The 15,888-nt window shown below is 34.8% G+C and carries 8 protein-coding genes; 5 read left to right on the top strand and 3 right to left on the bottom strand.

All coding sequences use genetic code 11. The annotated features are described in order from the left end of the window. Positions 1-105: 105 nt before the first annotated feature. The 3 genes from PQ463_RS11795 to PQ463_RS11785 form a co-directional block, all read right to left on the bottom strand. A complete protein-coding gene (locus PQ463_RS11795; protein WP_274253876.1) occupies positions 106-1,308 on the bottom strand; it encodes an exo-beta-N-acetylmuramidase NamZ family protein in 1,203 nt (400 codons plus the stop codon). A gap of 255 nt (positions 1,309-1,563) precedes the next feature. Further along, positions 1,564-3,300: a RagB/SusD family nutrient uptake outer membrane protein gene (locus PQ463_RS11790; RefSeq protein WP_274253875.1), complete on the bottom strand. Its 1,737-nt coding sequence runs from the start codon at positions 3,298-3,300 to the stop codon at positions 1,564-1,566. Between the two features lie 32 nt (positions 3,301-3,332). Next, positions 3,333-6,617, bottom strand: a complete 3,285-nt coding sequence (locus PQ463_RS11785) for a SusC/RagA family TonB-linked outer membrane protein (protein ID WP_274253874.1) — start codon at positions 6,615-6,617, stop codon at positions 3,333-3,335. Positions 6,618-6,896: 279 nt separating this feature from the next. Here PQ463_RS11785 and PQ463_RS11780 point away from each other — a divergent pair, with 279 nt between their 5' ends. The 5 genes from PQ463_RS11780 to PQ463_RS11760 all read left to right on the top strand — a co-directional run bounded on the left by PQ463_RS11780 (position 6,897) and on the right by PQ463_RS11760 (position 15,885). Further along, entirely contained in the window at positions 6,897-7,616 is a 720-nt protein-coding gene (locus tag PQ463_RS11780) for a DeoR/GlpR family DNA-binding transcription regulator (protein WP_443135182.1), read from the top strand. 330 nt (positions 7,617-7,946) lie between these two features. Beyond that, positions 7,947-10,862, top strand: a complete 2,916-nt coding sequence (locus tag PQ463_RS11775) for an FAD-binding and (Fe-S)-binding domain-containing protein (protein WP_274253872.1) — start codon at positions 7,947-7,949, stop codon at positions 10,860-10,862. A 37-nt stretch (positions 10,863-10,899) separates the two neighbouring features. Then, positions 10,900-11,727, top strand: a complete 828-nt coding sequence (locus tag PQ463_RS11770) for an alpha/beta hydrolase (RefSeq protein ID WP_274253871.1) — start codon at positions 10,900-10,902, stop codon at positions 11,725-11,727. Between the two features lie 593 nt (positions 11,728-12,320). Beyond that, positions 12,321-14,156: an outer membrane protein assembly factor BamB family protein gene (locus tag PQ463_RS11765; RefSeq protein WP_274253870.1), complete on the top strand. Its 1,836-nt coding sequence runs from the start codon at positions 12,321-12,323 to the stop codon at positions 14,154-14,156. A 247-nt stretch (positions 14,157-14,403) separates the two neighbouring features. Continuing rightward, positions 14,404-15,885 (top strand): glycoside hydrolase family 10-like protein, encoded by a 1,482-nt coding sequence (locus tag PQ463_RS11760; protein ID WP_274253869.1) that lies wholly within the window; start codon positions 14,404-14,406, stop codon positions 15,883-15,885. The last annotated feature ends 3 nt before the right edge of the window (positions 15,886-15,888 follow it).

Below are 15,888 nucleotides of genomic sequence, written 5' to 3'. Positions count from 1 at the left end.
ATATATGTGTGTGTTTATGCTAATGGAACGCTTTTTTGTAGGTCTATCAAATTCTATGTTTCTAGTGTTTAAAAAATTAAGTCTAAGAGAACTGAATTAGAAATATTATTTATAAATCAGGTATTTTGTTCGCATTTTTTTGAATGCTTCTAGATCTTTCTGCCATGTTTTTCTGATCTCACCTTCAGAAACACCACTTTCAATTTGCTGCTGTAATTTTTTTGTTCCTGCCAGTTTTATAAAAAAGGCATTGAAGAATTTTGTTTTATCGCTCGTATTCTGATACGCTTTAATAAGCCATTTCAGTTCTAATTGTTTCAATTTAGGGTAAGCAGTCAAATCTTCGCCAAAGCATTCTTTTCCATTGTATAAAGGATCTTTTGCGCCAAAATTGGGTTTCGGAGTAAAACTGAAATTGGTTTTGGTTAAATAGGGAGAACCGTAGATTTGAAATTGTTTTTCGGTTCCGCGTCCCATACTCACATTTGTTCCTTCAAAAAGGCATAAACTTGCGTATAAATTTATAGACTGGTCATTTGGCAAATTTGGAGACGGTTTTACCAATAAACTGTATGGCATTGTTCTGCTGTAATCTACGCAAGGAATAACGGTTAGTTTACATTGAGCGCCATCTTTCAGCCATTTTTCTCCATTTACCATTTGAGCATATTCACCAATTGTCATTCCGTGTAGGAGCGGAATAGGGTGCATGCCGACAAAACTGGTAAATTCTTTTTCTAAAAGTGGGCCGTCTACGATAGAGCCATTTGGATTTGGACGATCAAAAACAATAAGCGGAACGTTATTTTCTGCACAAGCTTCCATTACATAATGTAAAGAAGAAATGTAGGTGTAGAATCGTGCTCCTACATCTTGCAGGTCAAAAATCATGACATCAATTCCAGATAACTGCGCTGGTTTTGGCTTTTTGTTGTCGCCATAAAGCGAAATAATCGGCAAGCCTGTTTTCTGATCTTTTCCATCAACAACATGTTCGCCGGCATCGGCTGTTCCTCTAAATCCGTGCTCAGGAGCAAAAATAGTCTGAACAGCAATATTTTTCTCCAATAAAAAATCAACAACATGGGTTTTGTTGGATAAAATTCCAGTCTGATTGGTTACAATTCCGACTTTTTTATCTTTTAATAGCGGAAGATATTTTTCGTAATTGTCAGCTCCCGTTTTTATAACAGTGTTATTGATTTCTGCTGAAATAACTATTGTATTGGGCTGAATGTTTGCCGAATATGACGTAGCATGAAACAGAAATGCTGTAACAAAAGCACTTTTTGCTATAAATTTTATCATTTTAAATACAGTTATTAGTTAAAGACGAATTGGACTAATAAAATTACTATTTTATTGGAGTATATGAATGTTTTAGGCAGATTTGGGGAATCTAAAAACTAACAAGATATAACCTGCATGAATCAGGATTAATTTTTCTACTTGGTCTTTTTATTGGTCACAATGCGTCTAAAAAGAGTATTTTAAAATACTGCCTCCGAAAAGTCTCACGTCGGAGGCAGTTGTATTAGATGTGGTATTTTAGTTTTTACCGAATTACCAGCCTGGATTTTGTTTTAATTCTACACCTTCTGCAGCGTATAAATTGATATCATTTGTCGGAATTGCACTCAAGTAATTTTTTGGCGATATAAATAATCTTGACACACCAGCTGCATAAGGAATTACATATCCTTGCGCGTTTACTTTTGTTTTAGAGTTAGTTCCTATTAAGGCCATTATTCTAGCTCCTAAAATAACATCTGGATTAGAATTAGTATCTAGATAATCTCCTTTTTTCCAACGCATAAGATCTTCTTTTCTCATTGTTGTCCAAGCCATAAACTCGATTCTGCGCTCACGACGAATCTCCCATATAATTGGATTAACAATTCCCGAAATTTGCTCTAATGCAGTTGTTCTTTGCGGGTCATCTATCTGAACGCCGTTTGCACTTGCATTTGCACCATCTGTAGTCAAAGTTGCAATTCCAGCACGTGTACGAACTTTGTTAAGTGATAAATTTAAATCTGCAGTAGTGATTGTACCTAATTCAGCACATGCTTCAGCATAATTCAAATAAACTTCGCTTAGTGTGAAAACTGGAGCGTCAATTTGATTTTGTCCAATTGTCGTAACCTCTGTACCTGTTGTAGCAGGATTATTATACAATTGAAATACATAACCCGTTATAGATGTTAAACCGTTATAAGGTTTGTCAGAGTAAGCATAGTCTGCTGTGCTGAAAGCTTTAGCAAATCTTGGATCTCTGTTAGCAAAAGTATTTGCAATAGTGTTGTCTCCTAAATATTGAGCATTACCAGTTTGTTTAATTGGCAATCCGTTAGTAGTTACATAACTTTCTGCAGCAAATTTTGTTAATCCGTTTTGAACAGTAGATGTATTAGTATAGGCTTGGATTCCATTTCCTAAAACACCTTTGATGTATCTTTTTGTTAAGATTACTTCAGTATTTCCTAATAACTCAACAGAATTGTAAAGAGATTTCCAATCTGTGTTTAATTTATAAGCGTTGTTATTCATTACGGCTAAAGATGCATCTTTAGCTTTCTGAAGATACGCATTTCCATTCTGAGCCAAATTGTATTTTCTGTAAGTACCTTCACCCAAACATACTCGGCTTAATAATGCATAAGCAGTATATTTATTTACAGTTACATTGCTATCATCAACGTTTAATAACAACGGAATCGCTTCTTCTAAGTCTTTAATTACATTATCTATTACTTCTGCTCTCGATAAAGCAGGTTTATAAACATTTGCATCGCTTTGAGCTAAATATTGGTCTGTATAAGGAACATTACCAAACTGCTGTGCTAAACGAAAATAAGTGTGAGCTCTAAAGAATTTAGCAACACCAATATAGTGATTTTTCTTAGTCTGATCCATTGGAACATTTGGCACTCTTTCTAACATAAGATTGCAACGACGAATCAAAGTGTAATATTCATTCCAGTTTGAGTTAGTCGCATTTGGAGCTGTTAGAAAGTTAGTGAAAACGTTCATCGCCAAGTTGTCATCTATTAAACCTGTTGCCGAAGCATGGAAATAAAAATCTGCCGTAGTACCAGCATTGTTTCCGTATCCATTAAAGGTATTATAGTTCAACCAAGAAAATGTTTTTACGTTATTTTCTGAAGTCCAAAAATTGTTGTCAGTGAATACATCTTCCGGAGGTGTATCCAAAAAATCTGAACAGCTAACAGTTAGACTTGCAAAAGTAAGCAAGGCAACTGATAGTTTTATCTTAGAGTTTATGATTAATTTTCTCATCTTAATTAATTTTTGATTTTTAAATACCTTTATTAAAACGCAAGTTGTATACCAACCGACCATGTTTTAGAGTAAGGGAAAGTTCTTCCCCACATTGATTCACTTTCATTAATTTCTGGGTCTACTGGTAATTTGCTGCTTTTCCAAGTAGCTAAGTTGAAACCTGAAACGTATGGTCTAATTTTATCAAATCCAGCTTTTTGTGAAATACTTTTTGGGAAAGTATATCCAAGAGTCATCGATTTTAAACGTAAATAAGACATATCTAATAAATAACGAGTTTGCGCCACAAAATTGTTTGATCCAGGAGCATAAGTTCCAAAAGCATTAGTTGCATGCCCAGGATATGGATTAGGGAAATACGCATCTGTATTTTCTGTTGTCCAGTAATCATTTTGGTTCTCATACATAGCATCTGTTCTGTTGTAGAAAGGCAATACTAAGTCTGAAGTTGTCCAGTAATCACGTTTTCCAACTCCTTGGAAGAAAGCATCTATATCAAATCCGTATAAAGCACCACCTAAACGTACTCCATATTGGTAGCGAGGTGTAGTGTTACCAATAACTTTTAAATCTCCAGGTTTAAGAGCAGTTCCATCTCCTCTTGAGATTACTCCGTCTCCATCCAAATCTTTATACATTACATCTCCTGCGCCAAATTTAAACGCTCCACTTCTTATATTTTTATAATCAACACCGTTTACTATTAATCCTGTAGCATCAACTTGATCTGTTGTTTGAATTAATCGGTCTGTTTCCAATCCCCAGATTTCACCCAATTTTTGACCTGAGTAAAAAGACGAAGTACTGATTAACTTAGCAGAGTTGTTCCATTCTGTTACTTCTGTAGTATTGTCTGAAAGCGTAAGATCTGCATAAACACTGATGTCTTTGTTGATTTGTTTATTAAAGTTAAGTGCAAGTTCCCAACCTCTTGTTCTTAAGTTTCCTGAGTTTGTGTTGGCAGCAGCCTGACCAAATGAACCCGGAAGTGTTTTACCTGGAGCTAACATTCCTTTAGTATCACGTTGATAATAATCAAAAGTTAAACCTAACATGCTAAATATTCTAATATCAATACCAATATCTTGAGTAGTTACCTTTTCCCAAGTTAAATTCGGGTCAACGTTTGTTGGCTGATTAACAGTAGGAGGAATGGTTGTACCGCTACCAATCCAATAAGGGTTAGGATTAGTAGTAACGTTAGTCATAACTGGTAAAAAGGCATTGTTAGCAATATTTTGATTTCCGATTGAACCAATAGATCCACGGATTTTCAAATCATTTAACCAGCTTTTTGTTCCTTCCATGAAACTTTCTTCAGAAATTCTATATCCAACAGAAGCAGAAGGGAAGAATCCCCATTGCTCATTAGTAGGGAATTTTGACGAACCATCATAACGTCCGTTTACCTCCAATAGATATTTACCTTTGTAATCATAATTTACACGTGCAAAAAATCCTGCAATGGCATATCTTGATAAACCAGGATTTAAAATGTCATTAGAAACTAGAGGCGAAGTAAATTGGTCGCCAATAGCTAAGTTAAATTCTGGTTTGGTTTTGTCCAAAAGTGTATTTCTACGAGCATAAGTTCTTTCTTGATCGTACCATTCTGTATTCAAACCACCTAATACTTTAAAGTTGTGGTTTTCTCCTAATGTCTTAGTGTAATTTCCAAAGATATTGACTACATTTCTAGTGTAAGATGTTTTCGCTTGCGCAACAAAATCGTTGGCAGTTTCCATTGAAGTAGGTTTTCCGGCAACTAAGTCAGCAGCACTTGTCCACCAGTCCCAAAGCGGTACTTGACCACCATTCATTTTTAGACTAGAAAAATTGGTATTATAACTGTATTCTCCAACGATATTAAAGTCTTTTGTAACTTGAGCAGTAAGTCTTCCGCTTATCCTCATATCATTTGATTTACTTTCGTTTTGAGATGCATTTGCCATATAACCAGGCGCATGTCTAAAGTAAGTACCATTATAAGTTCCATAAGGGAAATAAGAACCCCAACGCATATAGTATCCAAAATATCCGTTACCAGCAGTATCAATACCATTGTTGTAGTAGTTAAAAGGAGAATCGTATTCTTGGAAAGTTCCCAATACTTTAAAATCTCCAGTAAGCCAGCTTGCTAATTCCGTTGTCAAACCAAGGTTAAGGTTGAATCTTTGGTTGGTTTCATTGTTAATTTTCATTACACCATCTTGATTAGAAAGCCCTAACGAAACAATAAATGAACTTTTGTCACTCAAAGAACCTTGAGCAGATAAATTATGAAGTGTTTGTACCGCATTCTTCTTTAACATTTCATCATGCGGATTCCAAATTCTGTAGAAATATTCTTTTCCTCCAATAACATCAAAATCTTCTCCTAAGATCATGTTTTTGTCATTTGGATTTCTAGTTGCAGCATATTTTTCTTTCCAGTTAATGATACCAGGCAATAATGTTTTGTAGTTCATACCGAAAGATTCTGGATTTGCATTTCCAGCTCTAGCCTGCGCGTCAATCATTGCTGGAAGCTCTACAGTTGGATCATTAAATTGAACCAAAGAAATTGGATTGCTCCAACCTGTATTGTTGCTATAAGCGAATCTTACTTTTCCTTTAGAATTTTTACCGCTTTTAGTAGTAATTAATATAACTCCAAATGCAGCACGAGCACCATAAATAGAAGCAGAAGCGGCATCTTTAAGTACAGACATAGATTCTACATCTTCTGCATTTAGCATAGACAATTCGCCTGGAACACCATCAACTAAAATAAGTGGTGATCCTTTAGCTTCTCCATTTATAATAGTTCCGGCTCCACGAATGTTAACGTTTGATCCTTTACTTATATTACCTGAATTAAAAGTAATATTAAGTCCAGGAGTAGTTCCTTGTAAACCTCTTGTGATATCAGTAATAGGGACACTTCCTAGAGCTTTTTTAACATCTACTTTTGCAACCGCTCCAGTAAGATTAGCTTTTTTCTGAGAAGCAAAACCTACAACAACAACTTCGTCTAGTTTCGAAGTGCTTTCTGAAAGACCAACATCTATTTTCTGTTGGCTTTCCACTTTAATTGATTGGGTTTCATACCCCATGTAACTAAAGTTTAGAGTTCGTCCTGATGCTACAGAAATACTGTAGTGTCCATCAAAGTCAGTTGTCGTACCGTTATTCGTTCCCTGAATAACGACGCTGACTCCAGGAATTGGAATTCCGTCTGCTTTGCTTTTTACTGTTCCAGTAACTGTTTTTGCTTGTCCAAATGCTGTTTGAATGCACAAAACCAACACTGAAATAAAGAGTAACTTTTTCATGATTAATCTGGTTTTTTATGGTTGTTGTTGAGCAAATATATTTAATTATTGCATATAAATGCATTATTTACTGTTTTTTTTCAAAAAATAATTTAAAAAACGCAAAATAACGCAAATTTTAATAAAAAATAAGAATTGAATTTGTTTTGAAAATCTTACTGTTGCATGATTTTGCAGTTTTTTGGGTCTTTTCTGAGATGGAATGAAATATTTGATATATTTGTGATGAATTTTAACTTTTATAAAAAAATGCTGAAGGCTGAAAGACAGAAATATATAATGACTAAACTTATTGAGGACCAAAAAGTTGTTACAACAGATTTAGCTTTGGCTCTCGATTTGTCAGAAGATACTATAAGAAGAGATTTGAATGAATTGGACAGCAAAAAGCTGTTAGAGAAAGTATACGGCGGCGCGGTTCAGGTTAAAGAAAAGTCTGCAAATGTCTTTGATATTGCAATAACTGCCGAAGAGCAGAAAAAGAAAATAGTTACAAAAGCGTTATCTCTACTTCATGACGATCAGGTTATTATAATGAGTGGAGGAAGTACCAATCTCGTTTTTGCAAAATTAATTCCGGCAGATTTAAAAGCTACTATATATACGTACAGTTTACCAATAGCTATGCAATTATCTCAGCATCCCAATATTGATTTGATTTTTATTGGTGGAAAAATGCAAAAAAACGCAATGGTTACTATTGGTATGGATGTGATTCAGGTGGTTTCTAAAATTAAAGCCGATATTTGTTTCATTGGTGCCAGCAGCATAAATATAAAACAAGGACTTACAGAAGTAGGTTACGAAATTTCAATTGTCAAAAAAGCAATGATAGAAGCTTCTGATAGAGTAGTTTCGATGTTTTCTTCAGATAAATTGAATACTAAGATGCCTCATGGGGTATGCGATCTTACGCAACTGGATACGATTGTAACAGAATTAGATCCAGAAGATGAAAAACTAGATGAATATAGAAAATCTGGAGTCTTTATCTTATAACTTTAAACTTATACAATGTGATTTTTGCGTTTTGTTGCGTTATTTGAATTTTATTATGTTAAAAAACGCAAAATAATGTATTTGTATGCTTTTTGTATCTATATTTGTTAAAACTAATTTTATTAGTAAGATATATTTATGAAAATCATCCCTTTGTCTGTTTGCCATTTCTGAAACGCATTTGAAGAAGTACGAAGCTTTCACGAGGAACTTTAATAAATATTGAATTCTAATAAAATTTAGAATGTATTGTTTTTGCCAAACCGCTTTTTAGCGAAGTGCAGAAATAAAACATGTATTAAAGAACCAAAAGCAACAGAACCAAATTAAATGTCCGATTCTCTCCAATTACAAGAATTAGAAAACTCCTTAGAAGGAAACCTTTTTTATGATGACCTTCATAAAAAAATATACGCCACAGATGCCTCTGCTTATAGAATTATGCCGCTTGCCGTGGCTATTCCAAAATCAGAAAATGATATTGTAAATATTATCCAATTTGCTTCAAAAAATAAAATTTCTATAACGCCAAGAACGGCAGGAACATCATTAGCCGGACAAACCGTTGGAAGCGGAATCATTGTCGATGTTTCTAAACATTTTAATAAAATTGTTTCTTTTGATCCTAAAAAGAAAACCATAACGGTTCAGCCTGGAGTAATTCGCGATGAACTGAATTTATATCTAAAGCCACACGGATTATTTTTTGCACCAACGACATCAACTACCAATAGATGTATGATTGGGGGAATGGTTGGAAATAATTCGTCTGGGACAACTTCGATTCGCTACGGTGTTACCCGAGATAAAATTGTAGAAATAAAAGCCGTTTTAAGTGACGGAACTACAGCTGTATTCAAAGATTTAACTTCTGAAGAGTTTATTGAGAAAACAAAAGGAGATTCTTTAGAAAATAAAATCTACAAAACGATTTACGAAGAACTTTCGAACAAAGAAAATCAGGAAGAAATCTTAAAAGAGTTTCCAAAACCAGAAATTCACAGACGAAATACAGGTTACGCGATTGATGTCCTGCTAAAATCTAAACTTTTTTCGGGAACTGAAGATACCATCAATTTAGGAAAACTCCTTTGCGGAAGTGAAGGAACTTTGGCATTTACGACAGAAATCACTTTGAAAGTAGATGATTTGCCGCCAGTAAACAATATTATGGTGGTAGCGCATTTTCATACGATTCAGGAAAGTTTGGAAGCTGTTGTCACTGCAATGAAGCATCATTTGTACACTTGCGAAATGATGGATGATACAATATTAGATTGTACGAAAACCAATAGGGAACAGGCTAAAAACCGATTTTTTATTGTGGGCGAACCAAAAGCAGTTATTATGCTTGAAGTTGGATCGCATATTAGTATGGAAGATGCCGAATTGCAAGCTGATGCATTAATTAAAGATCTTGAAAATAATGGTTTCGGATATGCTTTGCCAAAGATTTACGGTGCCGATATTGACAAAGTAAACGAGGTGAGAAAAGCAGGTCTTGGACTTTTAGGAAGCATTGTGGGAGACGATAAAGCAGCTGATTCTATTGAAGATACAGCGGTTGAATTGAGCGATCTTCCAAACTATATTGCCGATTTTGCAGCGATGATGGAAAGACACGGACAAAGTGCCATTTACTACGCGCACGCCGGAGCGGGCGAGCTGCATTTGCGTCCGAAGATAAATTTGAAGACAAAAGAAGGATTGCATCAGTTTAGAAATTTATCTACTGAAGTAGCGCATTTGGTAAAAAAATATAGAGGTTCGTTAAGCGGTGAACATGGCGACGGAATTCTACGCGGAGAATTTCTGCCGTTTATGATTGGCGATAAAAATTACGAGTTGCTAAAACGAGTAAAAAAAGCGTTTGATCCGAACACGATTTTGAATGTTGGAAAAATCGTAAATGCTTCAAAAATGGATGAAAATCTTCGTTTTGAAGCGGGAAGAATTGAACCTGAAATAAAAACGATTCAGGATTTCTCGGATAGTTTGGGAGTTTTGCGTGCCGCAGAAAAATGCAACGGTTCGGGCGATTGCCGAAAAATGCCATCAGCAGGCGGAACTCTTTGTCCAAGTTATCGTGCGACAAGAAACGAAAAAGATACTACGCGAGCACGTGCGAATGCTTTAAGAGAATATCTGACGAATTCTGAAAAAGAAAATAAATTCGATCACGAAGAATTATATAAGGTTTTTGAATTATGTGTAAGCTGTAAAGCCTGCGCGAGCGAATGTCCTAGTAATGTTGACGTAGCAACTTTAAAAGCTGAATTTTTATATCAATATCAAAAAGCAAACGGTTTTTCTTTCCGAAATAAAATTTTTGCTTTCAATTCAAAATTGAATGAATTGGGAAGTATTGCGCCATCTATTACCAATTGGGCTTCTAATCTTTCATTCGTTAAAAAACGCATGGGAATTGCTCCTGAAAGACAAGTGCCGTTACTGGCTCCAAAGACATTTAGAAAATGGTATGAAAAGAATAGAAAACAGAATATAGGCAGTTCTTTTGAAAACGGCAGCGTTTATCTCTTCTGTGATGAATTTACCAATTATTATGATGTTTCGGTCGGAATCGATGCGTACGAACTCTTAACAGAATTAGGTTACAGAGTAATTGTAATCGATCATGAAGAAAGCGGAAGAGCTTTTATTTCAAAAGGCTTTTTGGAAGAAGCGCAGGAAATCGCGAACAAAAATGTCAATACTTTTAAAAATATAATTTCTGAAAACACGCCTTTAATCGGAATCGAACCATCAGCCATATTGACTTTTAGAGACGAATATATCCGATTGGCTGCAGATAAGGAAAGTGCTGAAAAATTAGCCAAAAATACTTTTACAGTCGAAGAGTTTTTCAAAAGAGAAATTGGAAACGGAAAAATTCATGCAGATCAATTTTCTGAAAAAGAGAAAAACATCAAAATCCATGGGCATTGTCATCAAAAATCATTGAGTTCAGTTGAAGCTTCGTTTGCGATGTTGAATGTTCCTAAAAACAATACAGTTACGATTTATAATTCTGGCTGCTGCGGAATGGCGGGTTCATTTGGCTATGAAAAAGAACATTACGAAATCAGTATGAAAATGGGAGAAGATACTTTGTTTCCGAAAATCAGGGCAACAGAGCAATCAACTGAAATTGCAGCTGCAGGAACCAGTTGTCGTCATCAGATTTTTGACGGAACCAGCAGAAAGGCCTTGCATCCCGTGACTATTTTAAAAGATTGTCTGAAATAATTTTGAGTTTTACTCGTGCTCTTCAAAAACATCAATTATGAAAAAAATAATTTATTCGATCTTACTGCTGCTTTTCATTTTTACAGCCAAAGCGGCGAAGGTTGACACTTTGCAGGTTTTTAGTTCTTCGATGCAGAAGAATATTAAAACTTGCGTGGTAGTTCCTGACCATTATAAAAAAAGCAAGAAAGCATTTCCAGTTGTTTACCTGCTTCATGGCTACAGCGGAAATTATAGATCTTGGGCAAAAGATTTTAAAGAATTAGGAAAACAAGTGGATCAATACGGTTTTATAGTGGTTGGTGTTGATGGGAATTATTCAAGCTGGTATTTTGATAGTCCTATAGATCCAAGTTTTAAATATGAAACTTATGTGGTAAAAGAATTGGTTCCGTTTATTGACAAACAATACAGAACAATTGCAGACCGTAAAGCAAGAGCCATTTCAGGTTTGAGCATGGGCGGACATGGAGCTTTGTATCTCTCATTCAGACATCAAGATGTATTTGGTGCGGCAGGAAGCATGAGCGGAGGAGTAGATTTTCGTCCGTTTCCTGAAAATTGGGATATCAAAAAACGATTAGGCCCAATTACAGAATTCCCAGAAAACTGGAATCAGAATACGGTTACCAATATGTTAGACTTGGTAAAAGACAATAAATTAAAACTGATTATTGACTGTGGGGTTGATGATTTCTTTATGAAAGTAAACAGAGAACTTCATGCAAAAATGTTAGACCTAAAGATAAATCACGATTATATAGAACGTCCAGGCGAACATAATTTAAAATACTGGGAGAATTCCTTAAAATATCAACTGCTGTTTTTCTACAATTATTTTAATGATGCTGAAAAAATGCAGTAAACGTTAAATGTATTGCCATTTTGTTGATTTATGGCAAGACATAAATTTTGGTTGGTTATCCTAACAGGTTTTCAAAACCTGTTAGGTATTTTTTTCACCACTCCCGATAGCTATCGGGATAAAGGATAAAAAAGATTTTTTTGCCACGACCCGAGCGATAGCGAATAGGCGAAGCAATTGCACAAATTTTCGCGAATAAAATCTGCTTCATCTGTTAAATCTGCGAGAGAAAATAGTAGCCACAGATTAAAGGATTAAAAAGATTTTTTCGCCACGAATGGCACAAATTTTCGCGAATAAATCTGCTGCACCTGCTAAATCTGCGAGAGAAAAAATAGCCACTCCCGATAGCTATCGGGATAAAAGGATTTAAATTTTTTTGTAAATGAAATTGCTTGCAAAGTCATAGAGGCGCAAAGAAAAAAATATTTAAAAAAGAAAGACTTTGCGTCTTCGCGCCTTTGCGAGATTAAAAAACAAAACTTTGCGGACATTGCGTAAATCCTCGCGCTCTTTGCGGTTAAGTAATAAAACAAATTCCATAATAGGAATTGTTTAAAATAAATTATTGTTTAATAAAGAAAAAAACACCAATGAAAAATCTATTTTTAAGAATATTATTGCTTTTTGTAATAGTTTCTGGGTTCTCTCAAAATGCAGGAAAATCAGAAAATATCAAATTTGTACAGCTAACTGATTTGCACGTTTCGGTAGGAAATGACAATGACTTTTTATTGCAGAATATTGTAAAAGAAATCAATAATTCAGATTTTGAGTTTGCAATTGTAACTGGAGATTTAACCAATCGCGGTGCTGATGATGAATTGAAACAGGTACATTCGATACTTTCTCAATTGAAGATTCCATATTATGTAATTTCTGGAAATCATGAAACGAACTGGAGTGAAAGTGCTGGTTTGACGTACAAAAAAATATTTGGCGAGGATCGATTTGTTTTTTCAAAAGGTGATTATGTCTTTATAGGCTTTCCGTGTGGACCTTACATGAAAATGGGAGATGGTTTTGTAAAACACGAAGATGTACTTTGGCTGGATAAAACTTTAAAAGAAAACCTTAAAAATAATAATAAAAAAGTACTGAATTTTGCTCATTATCCGTTAGATAACAGCGTGAGCAACTATAAAGAAGTGCTTTCCGTTTTAGAAAAATATCCAACTGTTGCCACTTTTTGCGGTCACGGACATACTTTAAGAAAGTATAATTTCTCAGGTTTGAGTGGTATAATGGGAACTTCGATAACTTCGCTTGACGGAAAAACAAAAAGTTATAATCAAGTAATTATTAGCAAAGACAGTATCAGTATCTATCAAAAAGAAATTGATAAACCAGGAGTTTTTAAATTTTCGGTACCATCAAAACCTTCCAAAATTGAAATTCCGAAAGATACTGTTGCATTCCAAACTCCTTTTATAAAAGATATTGCTTCTATTTACTCGCTTCCTGCATTCGATAAAAAGAATCTTTATTTCACTAACTCAATTGGCGAAATAAAATCGGTTAATCAGAAAAATAAAAATGTAAATTGGAAAACGGAAACAGGAAATTCGATTTATTTTTCTCCAATAATTGTAAATAATAATTTGGTTATAGGTACAATAGAAGGAAATCTATTAGGATTTGACACTCAATCAGGAAAACAGAAATGGACTATTCCTGTTGGTGGTGTTTTGGTAGGTTCGCCAATTGCAGAAAACAATAAAGTGTATACAGCCAGTTCTACAGCATTTATTTGTGCAGATGCTGTGACAGGTAAAGTTATTTGGCAGAGTAATTTACCAGCTTCTTATTCGCAGGGAACTCCATTAATACAAAACGATAAAATAATTTTTGGAGTTTGGGATTCGTATGTGTATTGTTTGGATAAAAATACAGGAAAACTAATCTGGAAATGGAATAATGGCAACGATAAACAAATTTTGTATTCTGCTGGAAATGTCAATATGGTTGCATCAAAAAATAGACTTTATTTTGTTACGCCTCAACGTTTCTTGACCATTTTAGATATTGAAACGGGGAAAACGCTTTTAAGAACTCAAAAATGGAAAATTAGAGAATCGATGGGGAAAAGCCAAGACGGAAAATGGTTTTATGGCAAAACAATGGAAGGAGAACTGGTAAGGGTGCCGCTTAATGATACTATTGAATTGACTGAAGAAAATGTTGTAAGCCAAAGCAAAGTTTTGGATTTAAAATGGGGATATGAACACAATCCGGCAGCCATATTAGAAAAAAACAATAAAATATATTTAGGAAGCCGAAAAGGTGAAGTTGTAATTGTTGATGCCACAAAATTTGAAATCATAAAACAAATCAATTTGGGAAGTTCAAGTATAAATGGCTTTACGCTTGATGACAAAGGACAAGTTTGGGCATCACTTATTGAAGGAGGGATATTTCTGTTAGAATAATTTTATAATTAAGGTTCAAAGATTCAAAGGCTCAAAGGGACAGAGTTTTTTGTAAAGGCGAACAAAAGCGCTTTGGCGATAATTTTAAAATGAAAAAAACTTTGCGACTCTGCGACTTTGCGAGATAAAAAAAGGACACAACTTAAAACAAAACTTTGCGAACCTTGCGTAATTCTTAGCTCCCGATAGCTATCGGGATTGCGGTTAAATTATTCAACAACAATTAGCTAACCCAAAATACAACCTTATGAAAAGTCTAAAATTACTAATCCTAATACTGCTGATTCAGACCAAAATTTTCAGTCAGCAATCTCCAAAAAGAGAAATGCGCGCTGCTTGGATTTCTACAGTAGAAAATATCGACTGGCCGTCAAAACCGGGATTATCAGATAAAGAAATGAAGAACGAAATGATTGCCATTTTGGATAATTTACGATCTAACAATCTTAATACGGTAATTTTTCAAATCCGCCCAACTGCCGATGCGTATTATAAATCAACAAAGGAACCAGCATCGCATTGGATAACCGGAACTCAAGGCGTTGCTCCGGGTTTTGATCCATTGCAGATGATGATCGATGAAGCAGGAAAACGTGGAATGAACGTACATGTGTGGCTTAATCCATATCGTGTTCAGAAAGATACAGTAAGAGATGTGCTTTCGAAAAATCATTTATATTTTAAAAGACCAGACCTTTTCCTGACGTATGGAAAAACGAGATATTTTAATCCAGGTATGCAAGAAACTAGAAATTTTGTTGCTTCTGTTGTAGGCGAGATTGTTCGTAAATACGATATTCAGGCCGTGCATATGGATGATTATTTTTATCCGTATAAAATTGAAGGGCAAGAGTTTCCAGATGATAAAGCTTTCGCTAAAGGACCGCGTCAGTTTAAAGATAAAGACGATTGGAGAAGAGACAACGTCGATTTAATCATCAAACAAATTAGAGATACAATTATTGCTAATAAACCTGAAGTCGAATTCGGAATTTCGCCTTTTGGAGTATGGAGAAATATTGCCAAAGATTCGCAAGGTTCTAATACCAGAGCAGGAGCAACCAATTATGATGATTTATATGCTGATATTTTAAAATGGCAGAAAGAAAACTGGATCGATTATGTAACGCCTCAACTCTATTGGCACATTGGTTTTGATCGCGCCAATTTTGAAGTTCTGGCAAAATGGTGGGCAGAACATAAATATGGAGCAAATGTTTACGTGGGTCATGGCGATTATAAAATTTCAACTACCGCCAAAGAACCAGAATGGAGAAGTCCAGACCAGATTGTAAAACAAATCGAAATGATTCGTAAAATGCCTCAAATTGATGGTTCAATGCATTTTACTGCTTCAAATTTTCTAAAAAAAGGAGATACGCTGAGAAAACCTCTTATTGAAAAAGAATATAAATATATTGCTTTAACTCCCGAAGCCAACAGAATTACAAGATTAAAACCAGAACCGCCAACAAATGCTGTAATTGCCAAAAAAGGCAATAATGCAGTTTTAACTTGGAAAGCCGCCATTAATGACAAAAAATATGTAATCTACAAATTCCCAAAAGGAAGAATAACCGATTTCTCAAATCCTCAGAATATTTATTATGTGACAACAGCTCTAAAACTAGAAGTGCCAAACGTCGATTTGGAAAACTACGTTTATGCGCTCACCGCTTTGAGTCAGACTCAGACGGAAAGCAGTCCAATTGAATTTTCAGCAAAATAAAAT

This window comes from Flavobacterium sp. KACC 22763 (assembly GCF_028736155.1).
In the GTDB taxonomy this organism is placed as follows: domain Bacteria; phylum Bacteroidota; class Bacteroidia; order Flavobacteriales; family Flavobacteriaceae; genus Flavobacterium.
Note: the sequence above shows the minus strand (reverse complement) of the source record. Positions and strands in the feature narration are given on the sequence as shown.

What these genes read in the sequence shown, in the direction of transcription:
- PQ463_RS11795 (WP_274253876.1), bottom strand. Translation starts at nt 1,308, where the DNA reads ATGATAAAATTTATAGCAAAAAGTGCTTTTGTTACAGCATTTCTGTTT.
- PQ463_RS11790 (WP_274253875.1), bottom strand. Translation starts at nt 3,300, where the DNA reads ATGAGAAAATTAATCATAAACTCTAAGATAAAACTATCAGTTGCCTTG.
- PQ463_RS11785 (WP_274253874.1), bottom strand. Translation starts at nt 6,617, where the DNA reads ATGAAAAAGTTACTCTTTATTTCAGTGTTGGTTTTGTGCATTCAAACA.
- PQ463_RS11780 (WP_443135182.1), top strand. Translation starts at nt 6,897, where the DNA reads ATGACTAAACTTATTGAGGACCAAAAAGTTGTTACAACAGATTTAGCT.
- PQ463_RS11775 (WP_274253872.1), top strand. Translation starts at nt 7,947, where the DNA reads ATGTCCGATTCTCTCCAATTACAAGAATTAGAAAACTCCTTAGAAGGA.
- PQ463_RS11770 (WP_274253871.1), top strand. Translation starts at nt 10,900, where the DNA reads ATGAAAAAAATAATTTATTCGATCTTACTGCTGCTTTTCATTTTTACA.
- PQ463_RS11765 (WP_274253870.1), top strand. Translation starts at nt 12,321, where the DNA reads ATGAAAAATCTATTTTTAAGAATATTATTGCTTTTTGTAATAGTTTCT.
- PQ463_RS11760 (WP_274253869.1), top strand. Translation starts at nt 14,404, where the DNA reads ATGAAAAGTCTAAAATTACTAATCCTAATACTGCTGATTCAGACCAAA.